General features: G+C 65.3%; 17 protein-coding genes. 11 read left to right on the forward strand and 6 right to left on the reverse strand.

Going from position 1 to position 17353, the window contains the following annotated elements:
- Positions 1 to 35 precede the first annotated feature (35 nt).
- Positions 36 to 251, forward strand: coding sequence for a cold-shock protein (locus tag ACZZ0O_RS13775; protein ID WP_055844995.1), 216 nt, complete (start codon positions 36 to 38; stop codon positions 249 to 251).
- 92 nt (positions 252 to 343) lie between these two features.
- On the opposite strand, the gene ACZZ0O_RS13780 is transcribed toward ACZZ0O_RS13775, so the two are convergent.
- Positions 344 to 826: a glycine zipper 2TM domain-containing protein gene (locus ACZZ0O_RS13780; RefSeq protein WP_055844992.1), complete on the reverse strand. Its 483-nt coding sequence runs from the start codon at positions 824 to 826 to the stop codon at positions 344 to 346.
- A 130-nt stretch (positions 827 to 956) separates the two neighbouring features.
- The gene (locus ACZZ0O_RS13785; RefSeq protein ID WP_463591034.1) at positions 957 to 1385 is read right to left on the reverse strand and encodes a hypothetical protein; all 429 of its coding nucleotides are present in this window, start codon (positions 1383 to 1385) and stop codon (positions 957 to 959) included.
- A 71-nt stretch (positions 1386 to 1456) separates the two neighbouring features.
- Here ACZZ0O_RS13785 and ACZZ0O_RS13790 point away from each other — a divergent pair, with 71 nt between their 5' ends.
- Positions 1457 to 2290 (forward strand): tRNA threonylcarbamoyladenosine dehydratase, encoded by an 834-nt coding sequence (locus tag ACZZ0O_RS13790; protein WP_323517241.1) that lies wholly within the window; start codon positions 1457 to 1459, stop codon positions 2288 to 2290.
- A 33-nt stretch (positions 2291 to 2323) separates the two neighbouring features.
- Here the strand turns inward: ACZZ0O_RS13790 and ACZZ0O_RS13795 are convergent, their stop codons facing one another.
- Together ACZZ0O_RS13795 and ACZZ0O_RS13800 are read right to left on the reverse strand one after the other, a co-directional pair.
- A complete protein-coding gene (locus ACZZ0O_RS13795; protein WP_463591035.1) occupies positions 2324 to 3091 on the reverse strand; it encodes a TatD family hydrolase in 768 nt (255 codons plus the stop codon).
- Positions 3091 to 3306: a DUF6116 family protein gene (locus ACZZ0O_RS13800; RefSeq protein ID WP_463591036.1), complete on the reverse strand. Its 216-nt coding sequence runs from the start codon at positions 3304 to 3306 to the stop codon at positions 3091 to 3093. The genes ACZZ0O_RS13795 and ACZZ0O_RS13800 overlap by 1 nt, the downstream gene beginning before the upstream one ends.
- A 144-nt stretch (positions 3307 to 3450) precedes the next feature.
- On the opposite strand from ACZZ0O_RS13800, the gene ACZZ0O_RS13805 reads away from it, so the two are divergent.
- On the forward strand, positions 3451 to 4242 hold the full coding sequence (locus ACZZ0O_RS13805; protein WP_463591037.1) for a glycine zipper 2TM domain-containing protein: 792 nt from the start codon (positions 3451 to 3453) through the stop codon (positions 4240 to 4242).
- Here the strand turns inward: ACZZ0O_RS13805 and ACZZ0O_RS13810 are convergent.
- Positions 4236 to 4388, reverse strand: a complete 153-nt coding sequence (locus ACZZ0O_RS13810; protein WP_463592557.1) for a hypothetical protein — start codon at positions 4386 to 4388, stop codon at positions 4236 to 4238. The genes ACZZ0O_RS13805 and ACZZ0O_RS13810 overlap by 7 nt on opposite strands.
- Here ACZZ0O_RS13810 and ACZZ0O_RS13815 point away from each other — a divergent pair.
- The 8 genes from ACZZ0O_RS13815 (at position 4375) to ACZZ0O_RS13850 (ending at position 16065) form a co-directional block, all read left to right on the forward strand.
- A complete protein-coding gene (locus tag ACZZ0O_RS13815) occupies positions 4375 to 5550 on the forward strand; it encodes an acyl-CoA dehydrogenase family protein (RefSeq protein ID WP_463591038.1) in 1176 nt (391 codons plus the stop codon). The genes ACZZ0O_RS13810 and ACZZ0O_RS13815 overlap by 14 nt on opposite strands.
- An 88-nt stretch (positions 5551 to 5638) precedes the next feature.
- Positions 5639 to 8182, forward strand: a complete 2544-nt coding sequence (locus tag ACZZ0O_RS13820; protein ID WP_463592451.1) for a DUF3857 domain-containing transglutaminase family protein — start codon at positions 5639 to 5641, stop codon at positions 8180 to 8182.
- Positions 8183 to 8331: 149 nt separating this feature from the next.
- Positions 8332 to 8970 carry a glutathione S-transferase family protein gene (locus tag ACZZ0O_RS13825; RefSeq protein ID WP_161963848.1) on the forward strand — a complete coding sequence of 213 codons (639 nt, stop codon included), beginning with the start codon at positions 8332 to 8334 and terminating at the stop codon, positions 8968 to 8970.
- 19 nt (positions 8971 to 8989) lie between these two features.
- On the forward strand, positions 8990 to 10930 hold the full coding sequence (gene asnB, locus ACZZ0O_RS13830; RefSeq protein WP_115527474.1) for an asparagine synthase (glutamine-hydrolyzing): 1941 nt from the start codon (positions 8990 to 8992) through the stop codon (positions 10928 to 10930).
- A gap of 265 nt (positions 10931 to 11195) precedes the next feature.
- The gene (locus ACZZ0O_RS13835) at positions 11196 to 11750 is read left to right on the forward strand and encodes an NADPH-dependent FMN reductase (protein WP_463591039.1); all 555 of its coding nucleotides are present in this window, start codon (positions 11196 to 11198) and stop codon (positions 11748 to 11750) included.
- Positions 11751 to 11972: 222 nt separating this feature from the next.
- Entirely contained in the window at positions 11973 to 13403 is a 1431-nt protein-coding gene (locus ACZZ0O_RS13840; RefSeq protein ID WP_055844967.1) for a replicative DNA helicase, read from the forward strand.
- Between the two features lie 250 nt (positions 13404 to 13653).
- Positions 13654 to 15072 carry a cryptochrome/photolyase family protein gene (locus ACZZ0O_RS13845; protein ID WP_463591040.1) on the forward strand — a complete coding sequence of 473 codons (1419 nt, stop codon included), beginning with the start codon at positions 13654 to 13656 and terminating at the stop codon, positions 15070 to 15072.
- A gap of 267 nt (positions 15073 to 15339) precedes the next feature.
- Positions 15340 to 16065 (forward strand): YiaD family glycine zipper/OmpA-like lipoprotein, encoded by a 726-nt coding sequence (locus ACZZ0O_RS13850; protein ID WP_055844961.1) that lies wholly within the window; start codon positions 15340 to 15342, stop codon positions 16063 to 16065.
- A gap of 238 nt (positions 16066 to 16303) precedes the next feature.
- On the opposite strand, the gene ACZZ0O_RS13855 is transcribed toward ACZZ0O_RS13850, so the two are convergent.
- The gene (locus ACZZ0O_RS13855; RefSeq protein WP_463591041.1) at positions 16304 to 17335 is read right to left on the reverse strand and encodes a LysR family transcriptional regulator; all 1032 of its coding nucleotides are present in this window, start codon (positions 17333 to 17335) and stop codon (positions 16304 to 16306) included.
- Positions 17336 to 17353 lie beyond the last annotated feature (18 nt).

Below are 17353 nucleotides of genomic sequence, written 5' to 3' on the forward strand. Positions count from 1 at the left end.
CCAGTCCATCACAGTGTCGTAGGGAGTCAGTCGAGATGTCCAATATCGAACGCGAGAATGGTGTCGTGAAGTGGTTCAACGATGCCAAGGGCTTTGGATTCATCAGTCGCGAAAACGGCGAAGACGTCTTCGTCCATTTCCGCGCCATCCAGATCCAGGGCTTCAAGAGTCTCAAGGAAGGGCAGAAGGTCAGTTTTACCGTCGTGCAAGGTCAAAAAGGCCTGCAGGCCGATGCGGTGCAGCTGGTCTGAGCCACGACACCGGGGGGTAACACATCACGCGCCCAGCAAAAAGGCCCGTTACCGGGCCTTTTTGTTGTCTGCACGTTGGCGGCAGCCGCTGCTTAGCGCAGCACCACCTTGCCGTTGACCACCCGCACGTAGGCGTTTTCGCGCACGCCGGCCAGGTCGCGCTGGTTCACCACGACCACGCGGCCATCGTCCATGCGCACCTGCACGTCGAAGCTGTCGCTGGTGACGTTGTTCTGGATGGCGTTGCCCGCCAGTGCGCCGGCGGCGGCACCGGCCACGGCCGACACATTCTTGTTGCCCTTGCTGCCGCCGGTTTCCTTGGAGATCTGACGGCCGGCCACTGCGCCGACGATGCCGCCGAGCACTGCGCCAGTGCCAGTGGGGGCGGAGCGGGTGGGGCCGACTTCATCGATACGGGTCACGATGCCGCAATCCACGCAACGCGGCGCCGGCTGGGAATAGCCCTGGTCGTAGCCGCGGTCGCCGCGATAGCTGCCGTACTGGGGCTGGGACGTGGCGCAGCCGACCAGTGTCGCGGTTGCAGCCAGGCCAATAACAAGCAGTCGGGTCTTCATGAGATATCTCCGGAGGGTTCTGAAGGCGGTCAGGGCCGCGGCGACGTCATCCTGTGTTGGTCCAGGTGAACGGTCTGCCAACTGGATCACTCCAGGCTTAACGAAGCCCGAGCGCCGCCTTCATCCAACCTCATCGAAAGTCGCGGTGACACGCCTCGCAGGCCTCTGAAATCTGCTGTTTGATCGGCACGAACGCGGCGCAGCTGGACGGCGCGCTGCGCTGCGCCTGCTCCAGCGCGACACGCAGTGCCTGGGCATGTTCGCCGAAGCGGCGGTCTTCGCCGATCTGTGGAAATGCCGGTTCCAGTTCGTTGGCAAGCAAGCGCAGCGATTGCAGCCGCGCCAGTTGCTGCGCGGGTGTGCAGACGGCGCCCGGCGGCGGCTGCAACGCGCGCAATTGGTAGTCCAGCACGTGCATCAGGCTGTCGGGTACCGGGTCGCGCCGCGCCTGCAGCACGCGCGCCACCATCACGGTTGTGATCAGCCCGATCAACACACCCAGCACCAGCATGAAGGCGTAACGGGCTGCGCGGGATTGGTTGGGAGGTGTGGCGGACATGGCGAGCTGCTCCGGCAGGAAGGCGTGCGATGGGGCGGACGCGCGGGAGGTGGCGCGCGTAAAATAGGCCGATGAAAGCACAATGGCGTGAACGCTTTGCCGGTATCGACCGGCTGTATGGAGTCGGCACGGTGGAGCGGCTGTCCGCCTGCCGCGTGGCAGTGGTCGGCATGGGCGGGGTGGGCTCGTGGGTGGTGGAGGCGTTGGCACGGACCGGCGTCGGGCATCTGCGCCTGATCGATGCCGACGACCTGTGCGTGTCCAACACCAATCGGCAATTGCCGGCGCTGGCCGGGCAGTACGGGCGCAACAAGGCGCGGGCCATGGCCGAGCGCTGCGTCGCGATCAACCCGGAGATCGAGGTCGATGCGGTGGAGGCGTTTCTTACCACCGGCAATATCGAAACGCTGCTGGGCGATGGCCTGGATCTGGTGATCGATGCCTGCGACAGTTTCCGGGTCAAGGTGGAGACCATCGCCTGGTGCCGCCGTCGCAAGCTGCCGCTGCTGACCGTGGGCGCCGCCGGCGGGCGCACCGATCCCACCCTGGTGCGCGTGCGCGATGTCTCGCGCACCGAACACGATGCGATGCTGGCGCTGATCCGCAAGAAGCTGCGTAGCGATTTCAATTTCCCCAAGAATGCGCAGCGCTATTTCGGCGTGCCGGCGGTGTACTCGCTGGAAAACGTCAAATACCCGCAGGCCGACGGCAGCGTGTGCGGCATTCGCCCACAGCTCGATGCCGATGCCACGCTCAAGCTGGATTGCGGTGCCGGGCTGGGCGCGGCCACGCATATCACCGGCACGTTCGCGTTTGTGGCGGTGGGCAAGGCGCTGGAGATGTTGCTCAAGCCCAAGGCCGCTGCGTCCAAGCCGCTAGCCGAGGTTGCTGCCGCGTCGCCATAACTGCACGCGCGCGCTGCGGCGGCAGCTGGCCTGTCAGCCCGGCAAGCCGAACAGGGCGCGCGCGTTGGCCGTGGTTTGTGTGGCGATGTGGTCGGCGTCTTCGCCGCGCAGCTGCGCGATGCACGCCAACACCGTGCGCAGAGCGGCCGGCTCGTTGCGCTCACCACGGATGCTGGCATCGGGTTGATCGGGTGCGTCGGTTTCCAGCAGCAGGTGCTGCAATGGCATGGTTGCAGCCAGGCCGCGCAGGCGATTGGCGCGTGGGTAGGTGACCGGGCCGCCCAGGCCGATCATGAAATCCAGCTTCCACAACTGCTGCGCCTGCTCGGGGCTGCCGGCAAAGCTGTGCACCACGCCGCGCAGGCCGCCAATGGCCTTGATGCGCGCGATGACTTCTTCGGTGGCGCGGCGCGCGTGCACGATCAGCGGCAGGTCGAAGCGTTTGGCCAGGCGCAATTGCCCATCGAAGTAGTCGCGCTGGGCTTGCGCGTCCAGGCCCTCCAGATAGAAATCCAGCCCGCATTCGCCGATCGCGCAGGGGCGCTCGCGTTCGATCCACTCGGCCAGCAGTTCCAGGTGCTCGGGGCGGTGCTGATCGAGAAAGATCGGATGCAGGCCATAGGCCGGATGCAGGCCCGGAGCCTGCGTGCACACTGCGCGCAGGTTCGGCCAGCTGGCCGCGGTGATCGCCGGCACTACTTGTTGCACGACGCCGGCCGCGCGCGCGCGGGCAACCACCGCAGCGCGGTCGTGGTCGAATTCGCTGGCGTCCAGATGGCAATGGCTGTCGATCAACTCCATCAGTCGCGGCGCACCGGTGCCGGCAGCGGCGCCTTGCGGGTTTTCCAGTTCGCCAGCAGCAGCGTGCTCAGGCCGAACAGCAGTTCGTCCAACAACGGGACTGGGTCGGGCATCGCTACATCGACCAAAAACAACGCAGCAGCTAGCTTGAACAGCGTGGGGTAGCGCAGCTTGGCCGCCCAGTCCAGGGCACGTGCGGTCAGAGGATTTCGCATGCGGGAGCTCCGGCTGTTAGAAGTGCATGAAGTAACCGCTAGCTGAACTTAATCGCGGCGTTCATGAGCGAGGGCGTTTTCGTTCAGGGTTCACGTGCTGGAATCACGCCGTCAACAACGCGGCACGTCCGCAGGGAGCTGGTCATGAAGAGCAACACGACAACTATACTGGTCGCTGCCGGTGCCTTGCTGGTAGGAGGCGTGGCCACTGCCGCCTTCATGAATAACCGTCCGTCATCGGGCGACTTCGTCGCCAACGGCCAGCCGGCGCCGCGCGGTCTGGAATACGCCGACGTGGTCAAGGTCGCACCGATCACCCAGCGTGAGCCGCAGTACGCGCAGGTCGTCAACAGCGCCGCAATCCGCGAAACCACCACCAGTTCCTCGCCGCGCGAAGTATGCCGCGACGTGGTGGTGCAGGAACGTCTGCCCGAGCGCGATGGCAACGTCGGCGGCACCGTCGCAGGCGCCGTCATCGGTGGCCTGCTGGGCAACCAGGTGGGTGGCGGCAATGGCCGCAAGCTGGCGACCGTTGCCGGCGCTGTCGGTGGTGGCATGGTCGGCAATCGTGTGGACCGCAACCATGTCGGTGGCCGCGTGGTGGATCGCACCGAGCGCCAGTGCCACACCGAAAACGCCAATTCGAGCTCGTCGCGTGTGGTGGGCTACGACGTGACCTACCGCAATGCCGACGGCACCACTGGCACCATGCGTATGGACAGCAAGCCGGGCGAGCGCATTTCGCTGGGCGATGCCGACAACGTGGTGGCCTACGACGTGACCTACCGCTACGACGGTTTCGAAAAGACCGTGCGGATGAACGACAAGCCGGCGAGCGATCGTCTGGCCGTGGTCGATGGTCAGCTGGTGACTCAGACCGCCTCGACGGCGGGCGATCCCGGCGTCCGTCAGGACGCGGTGAGCAGCCGTCAGTAATCCGCAAGGATCGACATCACTGCAACGAGAGAGCCGGCATTGCCGGCTCTTTTCGTTTCAGCCCAGCGAGCTACCGCACGCACACCACGGTGCTGAGCCGGGAACTGGCAGATAATCGCCGCCTCTCCTGTGGTGGAAACCAGCATGCCGGTGCGTCCCGATGATCTGTTCGATGTACGAGCGCTGCTGACCGACGAGGAGCGGGCGGTGCAGGATGCCGTCGCGCGTTTTACCGATGCCCGGGTACTGCCGGCGATCGGCGATGCCTTCGATGCGGGGCGGTTCCCACGCGAATGGGTGCCGGAACTGGCGCAGTTGGGATTGCTCGGCGCCAGCCTGCCGGTCGGCGATGGCGGTGCGGGTCTGGGGGCGGTGTCCTACGGGTTGATTTGCCAGGAACTGGAGCGTGGCGACAGCGGTTTGCGTAGCTTCGTCAGCGTGCAGTCCTCGCTGTGCATGTATCCCATCCATGCCTATGGCAGCGACGCGCAACGCCAACGCTGGTTGCCGGAGATGGCCGCCGGCTGGGTGATCGGCTGCTTCGGCCTGAGCGAGGCGCAGGGCGGCTCGGACCCGGCGGCGATGACCACCCGTGCGGTGCGCGATGGCGACGGCTGGCGCTTGAACGGCGCCAAGATGTGGATCACCAACGGCAGCATCGCCAGCCTGGCCATCATCTGGGCGCACACCGACGATGGCGTGTGCGGCTTTCTGGTCGACACCGACAGCCCCGGGTTCAGTGCGCAGGACATCACCCACAAGATGAGCCTGCGCGCATCGGTCACTTCGGCGCTGTTCCTGGACAACGTGTTCGTGCCCGAGCAGATGCGCCTGCCGAACGCGGCCGGGTTGAAGGCGCCGTTGAGCTGCCTCAACCAGGCGCGTTACGGCATTGCCTGGGGCGCCATCGGTGCAGCGGTGGCCTGCCTGCGCGAGGCGCTGGCCTACGCGGGCGAGCGCATCCTGTTCGGCCGGCCGCTGGCGGCCACCCAGAGCGCGCAGATCAAGCTGGCCGACATGGCGCGACGGATCTCCACCGCACAGCTGCTGGCGCTGCAGCTTGGCCGTTTGAAGGAGGCCGGGACGTTGCGGCCGGAACAGATCTCGCTGGCAAAGTGGAATAATTGCCGCATGGCGCTGGACGTGGCACGCGAATGTCGCGACCTGCTGGGGGCGGCCGGCATCACCACCGAACATGTGGCGATCCGGCATGCGCTCAACCTGGAATCGGTGATTACTTACGAGGGCACCGAAACCGTGCATCAGCTGGTGGTGGGACGTGCGCTGACGGGACTCAACGCGTTTTAACGAGGAGTAGGTGTTGATCGGCAAGGATGTGATGCGGCGCCTACGCGGCGTCTTCTGGACGGTGTGCGGGATCTGCGCGATTGCCGCAATCGCGATCGCACCGGTGCAGGCGAACGAGGCGCCGAGCATGGCGCCGGCACCGGCATGGGTAGTCGCCGATGCGGTGCCCGACAGCGTGCCGGGCGCGAGCGGATTGCGCTATGAACTGGTCTCCGATCAGGTCGATCTGACCGGCCCTGCGGCGCGCGCGTATCGGCGGCTGAGTTACACGGTGCAGCGGGCCAAGAGTCTGGACGAGGCCGGGCAGATCTCCATCGACTACCAGCCGCAGTATCAGACGTTGCAGCTCAACAGCCTGGATGTCTGGCGCGCGGGCCAGCGCATCGACATGCGTAGCCGCGCGCATTACGCCAAGCTACGCCGCGAAAGCGGCCTGGAAGAAGGCTTGATCGATGGCGCGCTGACGCTGTCGATCACCTTGCCGGACCTGCGCGTCGGCGACCGGGTGGATTACGGGGTGACCATCACCGGCAGCAACCCGGTGTTCGGCAAGGGCTATTACGACATCTTCGATGCGCGCTACGGCGTGCCGCTGGGCGAACGCCGGATTCGTGTGCGTTATCCCGCCGACATGGCTTTGCAGTGGCGCATCAGCGCGCCAGGCTTCAGCCGCAATGTCAGCAGTGCCGATGGGGTCACGCTGTTGAACATCGGGGCAAGCAATATCGCCGCGGTGCAGGAGGAAAAAGGCGCTCCCGACGATGTGGACCCGTATGGCGTGATCGAAGTGTCCACTGCCGGCAACTGGGCGAATGTGGCCGCATGGGCCGCGCAGTTGTATCCGGATGCGTTCAAGGATGCGCAGGTGGCCGCCAGCATGAGGCAGAGCCTGCGGCTGCACAGCGACGATGCACAGGGCGCGTTGTTGCGCGCGGTGGCCTTCGTGCAGGGCGAGATCCGCTACGTGGGCCTGGACATGGGCGAAAACTCGCACGCGCCGCATGCGCCGGAAGTGACGTTGCGCAACCGCTACGGCGACTGCAAGGACAAGGCGACCTTGTTGATTGCGTTGTTGCAGCTAGCCGGCATCCGCGCCGAACCGGTGCTGGTCAGCAGCGACAAGGGCGCCGCACTGGACAAGCGCCTGCCCAGCCCCTACGCCTTCGACCATGTGGTGGTGCGCGCACATCTGCCGCAGGGCGATGTGTGGGTGGATGCCACGCGCGACCGCGAAGACGGCCCGCTTGCGCAGCGTCGGCCGCTGCCGTTCGTACGTGGATTGCCGGTCCTGGCCGGGCAGGACGCCCTGGTCGACGTGCCGGCACCGATGCCGACCTTGCCGCAGGTCGAGGTCATCGAAGACATCGTGATTTCGCTGCGCAAACCGCAGCGCGTCGCCACTTTCAGCGTGGACACCACGTATCGGCAGGGACGCGGTGAACGGGTGACGTCGAGCTTCGAAAACGATGGCGCGCAAGCGATGGGCGAGCGCTATCTGGAGTTCATGCAGCAGTACTACACCGCGCTGACACAGGTCGATGCGCCGACCATCGACGATAGCGATGCATTGAATGTGCGCACGCACGAAACCTATCGGCTGGAATGGCCGGTGGCAGAAGGCGATGAAGTGGGTTTTCCGCTGTTTCAGCTCGGCGACTGGATGGATAGCTTGCCCAAGGAGGCGCGCAAGAGCCCGTTGGTGCTACGCGGGCCGCAGCTGGCGCGGCAGACCGTGCGCGTGCAGAGCGACCCGGTGACGAAAGTGGATGCAGACACGCAGAGCGTGAGCAACCCCTGGTTCCGCTTCTCGCGCACGATTGCGATGCGCGATGGGCGCATTGAAATTGTCGGCGAATGGCAGCGCTTCGCCGACCGCATTCCCGCTAACGGGGTGGCGCGTGCGGCGGCCGATATGGAGCGTGCGCGCGACCTGCTGTACTTCAATCACGACCTCAAGCCGCAGCGGCGCAAGCAACCGACCGATTGGCGGGCGCTGAGCTATCCGCTGGTCGGGTTGCTGGCCTTGATCGTGCTGGTGCTGGGTTGCCTGGCCTGGTGGCGTGGCGGTGGGCTGGGCGGGCTGCTGTTCGACCCGCACGGCACGGCGCAGTGCATGCCGCAGCAGGTAGGGCTGCAGCGCAGTGCCTGGGCGGTGTTTGCCGTGACCACGCTGGTGTCGGCGTGGATGTGGCTGCATGCGCTGCCATGGTGGATGCAGCTGGCCGGTGCTCTGGCCGTGGGCGCGGTGCTGGTGCTGGGCTGCGTGCTGCTCAAACAATTGTTGCGCTGGATGGGCAGCGCGGCGCAGGTCGCGCGGCTGCTGCCGGCAATGGCGGGCAGCGTCTTGCCATGGCTGGTGTGCGTGCTCGCCGGGCTGGTGTCGCTCAAGGGCAAGCCGGCCCTGCTGCAGAGCGGTGCCAGCGATCCGGCCGGCATGGCGCAGTTGTCGATGTGCGTGCTGCTGTTGATGCTCGGCGGCCTGTGGTGGTCGGTGTGCTCGGTGCAGGCTGTTGCCGGTGCCACCGGGTGCGGACGCGCGCGCGCCTTGGGTGCCTGGGCGTTGACGCTGTCGCTGCTGGGTGTGGTGGTCGCTGTGCTGGGCGTGCCGGTGGCGATCGTGGCGACGGGGTGAGATGGGCCATCGCTGCTGCAGTCCGATTGGCGATTGCAGTGCCCGCACCGGTGGCGGCAGGCGGCTGCCGATGCGTGCAAAGGGCTTTGCAAAGGCGCACGGGGCTGTGACACTGCCAGCCCCCTCGTCGTTGTCGCGGAGCCAGCTTGATGTCGACCGTGCGTCCCCCGTTGACCGTGCATGGCATGTCCAGTTCCGGCAACTGCTACAAGGTGCGTCTGCTGCTGGAGCAGCTGGGTAGCCGTTATCACTGGGTCGAAGTAGACAGCGTGGCTGGGCAGACCCGCACGCCCGAGTACCTGGCCAAGAATCCCAACGGCAAGGTGCCGATGGTGGAACGCGACGACGGCCGCGTGCTGACCGAATCCAACGCGATCCTGTTCTGGCTGGCCGAAGGCACGCCGTACCTGCCCACCGATGCGTGGCAACGTGCGCAGGCGCTGAGCTGGATGTTCTTCGAGCAATACAGTCACGAACCGTATCTGGCGGTGGCACGTTTCATCAGCGTGTGGACCCCGCGCGATGCCGCGCGCCGCGCCGAATTGCCGCAGCTGCGCGCGCGCGGCGACCAGGCGCTGGCGGTGATGGAGCAGCATCTGCAGCAGCACGCCTGGTTTACCGGGAGCGACTACGGCATTGCCGACATCGCGCTGTTTGCGTATACGCATTGCGCCGAGGACGGCGGTTTCGATCTGGAGCGCTGGCCGGCGATCGGTGCCTGGCTGCAACGCGTGCGGGCGCTGTCGGGCTTCGTGCCGATGCCCGCACCTGCGGCGGTGGCGGCATGAGTCGGCAGGAGCGCTGAGCATGTGCGGATTGGCAGGAATGCTGCTGGCGTCGCCGCGTCTGCATGGCGAGCAGCTCGACGCGCTGGTGCGACCGATGGGTGCGGCCTTGCGTCATCGCGGCCCGGACGATGCAGGTACCTGGTGCGATGCGCAGGCCGGCGTGGCACTGGCGCACCAGCGGCTGAGCATTCTGGATCTGTCGCCGCTGGGCCATCAGCCGATGCGTTCGGCCGACGGCCGCTATGTGCTGGCCTACAACGGCGAGGTCTACAACTTTGCGCAACTGCGTGCCGCACTGGCTGCGCTCGGGCATCGCTTCCGCGGGCATTCCGATACCGAAGTGTTGCTGGCAGCGGTGGTGGAATGGGGGCTGGACGACACCTTGACCCGCTGCAATGGCATGTTCGCCATCGCACTGTGGGACGAGCGCGACAACTGCCTGTTCCTGGCGCGCGACCGCGTCGGCAAGAAGCCGCTGTACTACGGCTGGGCCGGTGACACGCTGGTGTTCGGTTCCGAACTCAAGGCGCTGTGGCAGCACCCGGATTTCGACAACGGGGTCGATCGCGACGCGCTGACCTTGCTGCTGCGCCTGGGCTACATCCCGGCGCCTGCCTGCATCCACGAGCGCACCTTCAAGCTGATGCCCGGCCGCGTGTTGCGGATGGATGCGCAGACCGTGGCGGCAGGTGCGGCCGCGCACCGCCCCGACCAGGCGCAACAGCCGTTCTGGAACGCGCGCGAAGCGATGCAGCGCGCTCTGGCAGCGCCATTTACCGGCACCGATACGCAGGCCGAAGAACAGCTCGATAGTGTGCTGCGCGATGCGGTGGCGCTACGCATGGTGGCCGACGTGCCGGTGGGCGTGTTCCTGTCCGGCGGCACCGACTCGTCCATCGTCACCGCGATGATGCAGGCGCAAAGCAGCCAGCCGGTGCACACCTTCAGCATCGGCTTTGAAGGCTCGCATCACGATGAAGCGCCGTTGGCGCGCGAAGTGGCCACGCATCTGCATACCGACCACACCGAGCTGTACGTCAGCGGTGCCGATGCACTGGCGGTGGTGCCGACCTTGCCGGACATGTTCGACGAACCCTTCGCCGATGCATCGCAGGTGCCGACCGCGCTGGTGGCACGCCTGGCACGCGGCGGCGTGACCGTGGCGCTGTCCGGCGATGGCGGCGATGAATTGTTCTTCGGCTATGGCCGCTACCAGCGCGCGTTGCGCAACTGGCGCATGCACGGCCTGGTGCCTGGCCCGTTGCGCCGCCTGATGGCGGTGGCGGCGCGCAGCAACGGCGAATCCTCGCGTACCGGCGGGCTGGCCGCGCTGGTGGCCGAGGCCGGCGCGCGTGGCATCGGCGACATCTACCGCAATCGCATTTCGCGCTGGCGCGACCCGGCGGCGGTGGTACTGGGCGCCACCGAGCCGGACAGTTTCTACAGCCTGGCCGACCCGCTGCACGGCTCCGGCACGCCGGCCGACGCGATGATGCTGGCCGATTTTGCCGCGTATCTGCCCGACGACCTGTTGTGCAAGGTCGACCGCACCACCATGGCGGTGGGGCTGGAAGCGCGTGCACCGCTGCTGGACTGGCGCGTGGCCGAATTCGCCTGGTCGCTGCCGCTCTCGCTCAAGTACCGCGACGGCGTCAGCAAATACCTGCTCAAGCGCGTGCTGTGCCGCTATTTGCCCGACCCGATGGTCTACCGCGGCAAGCGCGGCTTCGGCGCGCCGGTCAGTGCCTGGCTGCGTGGCGATTTGAACGGCTGGGCAGACGATCTGCTGGCGCACGGCACGCTGGAGCGCGAGGGCGTGTTTGCCGCCGACACCGTGGCCGGGCTATGGCGCGACTTCAACGGTGGCGAACGCAAATGGCATACGCACCTGTGGACGGTGCTGATGTTCCAGGCCTGGCAGGCGCACTGGCGCGAACAACGCGCGGCGATGACGCGCTGATCGTGACCGTGATCGTGGCGATCAACCGTCCCTAGGTGCGGGAGATGGCGTCGCTGCGCCCGCGTGGAGTGTGACGCTGGGCGCCGCGGCTCGAACATCCGGCCGGGTAGGAGCGGTGCGTCAGCGCCTTGCAGGCGAAATCCTCGTGATCCGCGTGCCGTCGATGCATGCGCCGCCGGTTGAGCCGCCGGTGCCGGGCGGCGTTTCACCAGCTCTGAGCATGGGGCTGGGTAGGGTGGGGCCCTGATTCCACGGAGCGTCCCCCATGAGCAAGATCACTATTGCCGTCCTGGTCGGCAGCCTACGCGCAGAGTCGTACAACCGTCAGCTGGCGCGCGCGCTGGAGCATCTGGCTGGCGACAAGGCCGTGTTCGAGTATGTGGAAATCGGCGATATCCCGCTGTACAACCAGGACCACGACGGCGACTACCCGGCCGAGGGCACGCGCCTGAAGCAGCAGATCCGCGCGGCCGATGCGGTGTTGTTCGTCACACCCGAGTACAACCGTTCGATTCCCGGCGTGCTCAAGAACGCCATCGACACCGGCTCGCGTCCTTACGGCGACAGCGCGTTTAGCGGCAAGCCGGCAGCGGTGGTCGGTATCTCGGTCGGCGCGATCGGTACTGCGACTGCACAGCAGCATCTGCGCAATGTGCTGGCCTATCTGAACATGCATGTGCTGGGCCAGCCGGAGGTCTTCCTGCAGTACAAGGACGGTCTGTTTGGCCCGGGCGATCAGATCGCCAACGCCGACAGCCGCAAGTTCCTGCAAAGCTTTGTCGATGCGTTTCTGGGCCTGGTCGCGCACCTCAAGCATTGAGTTGATCACAGCGTTGTCGCGGCGCGTGCGCGCTTGCCGGGCAGCCTGGTCAGGATGCTGAAAGCCAGGCAGGGCAAGGGTCGCGGCTGCTGCGACAGCGCTCGCGTACAAGGGTGATGCACTGGCTGTCCACCAGTTATCCACAGAGTTGTGCATGGTCGTCGGCGCCGTCGATGACTATGCTTCCTGCCCTCGTCTCCCCCGCGTCAGGTTTGTTCGTCCATGTCCGCTCGTCCTGGTTTCCGTTCCAAGCGCAATCGTGATCGTGACGACGACGATTACGATCGTCCCGAGCCGCGTCTGGACCAGTTGCGCGTGCCGCCGCATTCGGTCGAAGCCGAACAGGCTGTGCTTGGCGGGCTGATGCTGGCACCGGAAGCGTTTGATCGGGTCAACGACCAGCTCACCGACAACGATTTTTACCGGCGCGACCACCGGCTGATCTACCGCGCGATTCGCGAGTTGAACGAGAAAGACCGTCCGTTCGACGCGGTGACGCTGGGCGAGTGGTTCGAGTCGCAGGGCAAGCTGGAGCAGGTGGGCGATGGCGCGTATCTGATCGAGCTGGCCAGCACCACGCCGTCGGCTGCCAATATCGCCGCGTACGCGGAAATCGTGCGCGACAAGGCCGTGCTGCGGCAGCTCATCGAAGTGGGCACCACCATCGTCAACGATGGCTTTCAGCCGGAAGGGCGCGAGAGCGTGGAGCTGCTGGCATCGGCGGAAAAAGCGGTGTTCAAGATCGCGGAAGCAGGCGCGCGTGGACGCACCGATTTCGTGGCGATGCCGGGCGCATTGAAGGACGCGTTCGAAGAGCTGCGCAACCGGTTCGAAAACGGCGGCAACATCACCGGCCTGCCGACCGGCTACACCGACTTCGATGCGATGACCGCCGGCCTGCAGCCGACCGATCTGATCATCCTGGCCGCGCGTCCGGCCATGGGCAAGACCACGCTGGCGCTGAACATCGCCGAATACGCTGCGATCAAGTCCAAGAAGGGCGTGGCGGTATTTTCGATGGAAATGTCGGCCTCGCAGCTGGCGATGCGTCTGATCTCCTCCAACGGCCGCATCAATGCGCAGCGTCTGCGTACCGGTGCGCTGGAAGACGAGGATTGGGCGCGCGTGACCGGCGCGATCAAGATGCTGAAAGAAACCAAAATCTTCATCGATGACACGCCAGGCGTGTCACCGGAAGTGCTGCGTTCCAAGTGCCGCCGGCTCAAGCGCGAACACGACCTTGGCCTGATCGTCATCGACTACCTGCAGCTGATGTCGGTGCCGGGCAACAGTGAAAACCGCGCGACCGAAATTTCGGAAATCTCGCGTGGTCTCAAGGGCCTGGCCAAGGAACTCAACGTACCGGTGATTGCGCTGTCGCAGCTCAACCGCTCGCTGGAAACCCGTACCGACAAGCGCCCGGTGATGGCCGACTTGCGCGAATCCGGCGCAATCGAGCAGGACGCCGACATGATCGTCTTCATCTACCGCGACGATTACTACAACAAGGAAAATTCGCCGGACAAGGGCCTGGCCGAGATCATCATCGGCAAGCACCGTGGCGGACCGACCGGCTCGTGCAAGCTCAAGTTCTTCGGCGAATACACCCGTTTCGACAATCTGTCGCACGACTCGGTGGGCAGCTTCGAGTAAGGACCTTGCCAGCGCTGCCTGCGGTCGTGGGCGGTGGTTGAACGGCAATGGCGCGGCAACGCTTGCGCCTCCTTCCATAAGCGCGCGCGTGCGGCGATATCGATGTCGCTGCGGTAGCGCGTGAGCGATCCACTGCCGCGCAACGTGTGCTGCCGGCGGACGACCCGCATGTCGGAGTGGGCCGGGCATCGCGCCATCATTGCGTGCGCTGGCTTATGCTGCGCAGCCTCACCGCCGCTGCCGAGTTCGCATGTCATACGCCATCGTCTGGTTCCGTCGCGATCTGCGTCTGCAGGACAACCCGGCCCTGCGCGCTGCGCTGGATGCCGGGCATGACCCCATTCCGCTCTACATCGACGCACCGCACGAAGAAGGCGAGTGGGCGCCTGGCGCGGCTTCGCGCAGCTGGCGACATCGCTCGCTTGCGGCGCTGGACAACGTGCTGTGTGCACTGGGGAGCGGCCTGGTCATTCGTGCCGGTAACAGTGCGCAGGTGCTGGATGAGGTGATCGCGCAGAGCGGCGCAGTAGCGGTGTATTGGAACCGCAAATACGAGCCGGCCACCCAGCCGCGCGATGCGCAGATCAAGCGCAGCCTGCGTGAGCGCGGCATCGAGGTGCAAAGCTGCAATTCCGCGTTGCTGTTGGAGCCCTGGCAGTTGTCGACGCAACAGGGGGGGCCTTACAAGGTCTTTACCCCGTTCTGGCGCAACGCGCTGACCCAGTTGCAGCTGCCCACTGCCGTGCCGGCGCCGCGCAGTTTGCCGCCGTTGCCGGCGAAGTTGAAAACCGTTGCGCTGGAGTCGCTGCAGTTGCTGCCGCGCTTGAACTGGGACCAAGGATTCTGGGAGCACTGGCAGCCCGGCGAGGCCGGTGCACATGAAATGCTGGAGATCTTCATTGACGGTGCGCTCAACGGGTATCGCGAAAACCGCGACCGTCCCGATCGCGTCGGTACCTCGCAACTGTCGCCGCATCTGCATTTCGGCGAGATCGCCCCGTGGCGGATTGCCAGCACACTGGAAGCGCATCGCAATGCGCGCAATGGTGCCGAGATCGATGGCTACATCCGCCAGCTAGGTTGGCGCGATTTTGCCTATCACCTGCTGCATCACTTCCCGGACACCACCAATCAGAATCTCAACCCGCGCTTCGAAGGGTTTGACTGGGCCAAGGTCGATCCGGTCGCATTGCAGGCCTGGCAACGCGGTCGCACCGGCATTCCAATCGTCGATGCAGGCATGCGTCAGCTCTGGCACACCGGCTGGATGCACAACCGTGTGCGCATGATCGTGGCCAGTCTGCTGTGCAAGCATCTGCGCGTGCACTGGATCGAAGGCGCGCGCTGGTTCTGGGACACGCTGGTGGATGCGGACTTGGCCAACAACACCATGGGCTGGCAATGGGTGGCCGGCACCGGTGCCGATGCCGCGCCGTACTTCCGCGTGTTCAACCCGGTCACGCAGGCAGAAAAATTCGATCCGCAGGCCACCTACATCACGCGCTGGGTGCCCGAACTCGGCAAGCTCGCGGTGAAGGAACGCTTCGCCCCGTGGCTGCATCCGTTGTCGCTCGCGCGCTTCGCACCGGAGTATCCGCGTACACCCATCATCGGCCTTGCAGAAGGGCGCGATGCGGCGTTGGCCGCCTATGCAAAGACGCGAGGCTGACTGCGGCGCGTGTGCTGCGGCATGTGCGTGTGCGCCTGCAGTGCAGGCACGTCGCAACGCCTAACGCGCCCTCGATGCGGTCGCGTTGCATCGCAGGCAGCTGCCGTTTTCGTCTTGTTTTCGCGTGTGGCCACCGAAAACGTTTTCCTGAATGGACGGCTATCCGCACGTCATCCATGGCCATTTTCATCATGCGCCAGTCGCGTTGGCCTGTTTATCCTCGCCACCACGATTGAGTGCCGGATGTTCCGGCCACAGGAGAACACCATGTCCCCAGCAGCCACCAAGAGTCTCGCCGTTGCCCTGGTCAGCGCCATCGCGCTGTCCGCCTGCGCTACCGGCGGCTCGTATGTGCAGCGCGATCAATATGGCGACCAGACCCAACAGCAGAACCGCACCGGCCGCAATGCGCTGATCGGCACCGCGATCGGTGTGGCTGCGGGCCTGCTCACCGGCGACAGCGCCACCGAGCGTCGTCAGCACGCCATGGTCGGTGCTGGTATCGGTGCACTGAGCGGCGCGGCGGTTGGTCAGTACCAGGATCGGCAGGAACGCGCGCTGCGTGAGCGCACCGCCAATACCGGTATCGACGTGCAGCGCCAGGGCGACAACATCACCTTGAACCTGCCCGACGGCATCACCTTCGACTTCGGCAAGTCTGCGTTGAAGCCGCAGTTCTACAGCGCGCTCAATGGGGTTGCCTCCACGCTGCGCGAGTACAACCAGACCATGGTGGAAGTGGTGGGCCATACCGATAGCGTCGGCAGCGATGCGGTGAATCAGCGCCTGTCCGAAGAGCGTGCCGGCGCCGTGGCGCAGTATCTGACCGCACAGGGCGTGCAGCGCGAACGCATGGAAACCATGGGTGCCGGCAAGCGCTACCCGATCGCCGACAACAGCACCGACGCCGGTCGCGCGCAGAACCGTCGCGTGGAAATTCGCTTGATTCCGCTGCGTGCGGAAGGCGCTGCCAGCAACACCGGCATGCGTTGAGTACGTCGTACCTGTGAAGTGTGCGCTGGTGATTCCTCGCCAGCGCAGAAGTCCTGAAGCAGGCCGCGAGAGCGGCCTGCTTTTTTATGTCGAACGAAAAATTTCAAGCGAAAGCGCGGCGTGATGTTGCCAGTTCGACCTGCGCACATACCCGCATCCGCCCGTCGGGCAGCTTCTCCCGACGGGAGAAGGATCCATCTAAGCCCACTCGACTAACGCGCGCGACTCAAGCACGCAGTCACGCAGTCACGTGTTCCAGAATGCGCTTGCCTTCCGCACGTTCGGCTTTTACTTCGACTTCCACTTCCGCCTCGCTGTTGGCCTTTTGCGCAGCCAACCGTGCCGGGCACTGGGCCATCATGTAATCCGCGTCGAAGTTCATCCGCGTCACCAGAAAGTCCACGAACGCGCGCACTTTTGGCGACACCAGACGGCCGCCGGCAAACACTGCGTTGAAATCCACTTCCGGCCCGGTCCAGCCAGCGAGTACGCGGCGCACCAGGCCCGATTGCACGAACGGTTTGGCCATCACATCGCCGGTCAGCAGCAACCCTTCGCCGCATAACACCGCACCGTTGAGCGCCGCCGGGTCGTTGGCCACCATCAATGGATTGACCGGAAAATCGCGCACATCGCTGCCATCGCTAAGCGACCAGAAAAAGCGGTTGTTGTGCACGTTGCGGTTCTTGCGCAATGCCAGCGTGCGATGGAATTGCAGCTCGTCCGGATGCAGCGGCTCGCCATAGCGTTCGATATACGACGGGCTGGCAAACACCTGCGTGCGCAGGCTGCCGAGCTTGCGTGCGACCAGGTTCGAATCGGGCAGGGCACCGACGCGCAATGCCAGATCGGCTTCGCCGCCGATCAGGTCCAGCTTCTCGTTGCCCAGATGCATATCCAGCTGGATTTCCGGGTATTGCGCATGGAACTCGCCCAGCAATGGCGCGATCCAGGTAATGCCCAGCGAATACGGCACGGTAAACCGCAGCCAGCCGCGTGGGCCGGACTGCAATTGCCCCACTGCGCTTTCGGCTTCTTCCAGTTCGCGGGCGATGCGCTGGCAATGTTCGTGATACACCGAGCCGGCTTCGGTCAGGCCGATGCGCCGCGTGGTCCGGTGCAGCAGGCGCGCACCCAGGCGCGTTTCCAGTTCCTGCACCTTGCGGCTGACGGTGGTCTTGGGCAGGCCAAGCGCGTTGGCAGCAGCAATGAAGCTGCCTTGTTCGACCACCTTGACGAAGATCAGGGTGTCGTTGAGATCGTGTGTCATGGGACTGCCTTCCGGGGG

The sequence above is a fragment of the Xanthomonas sp. AC360 genome, from assembly GCF_979258225.1.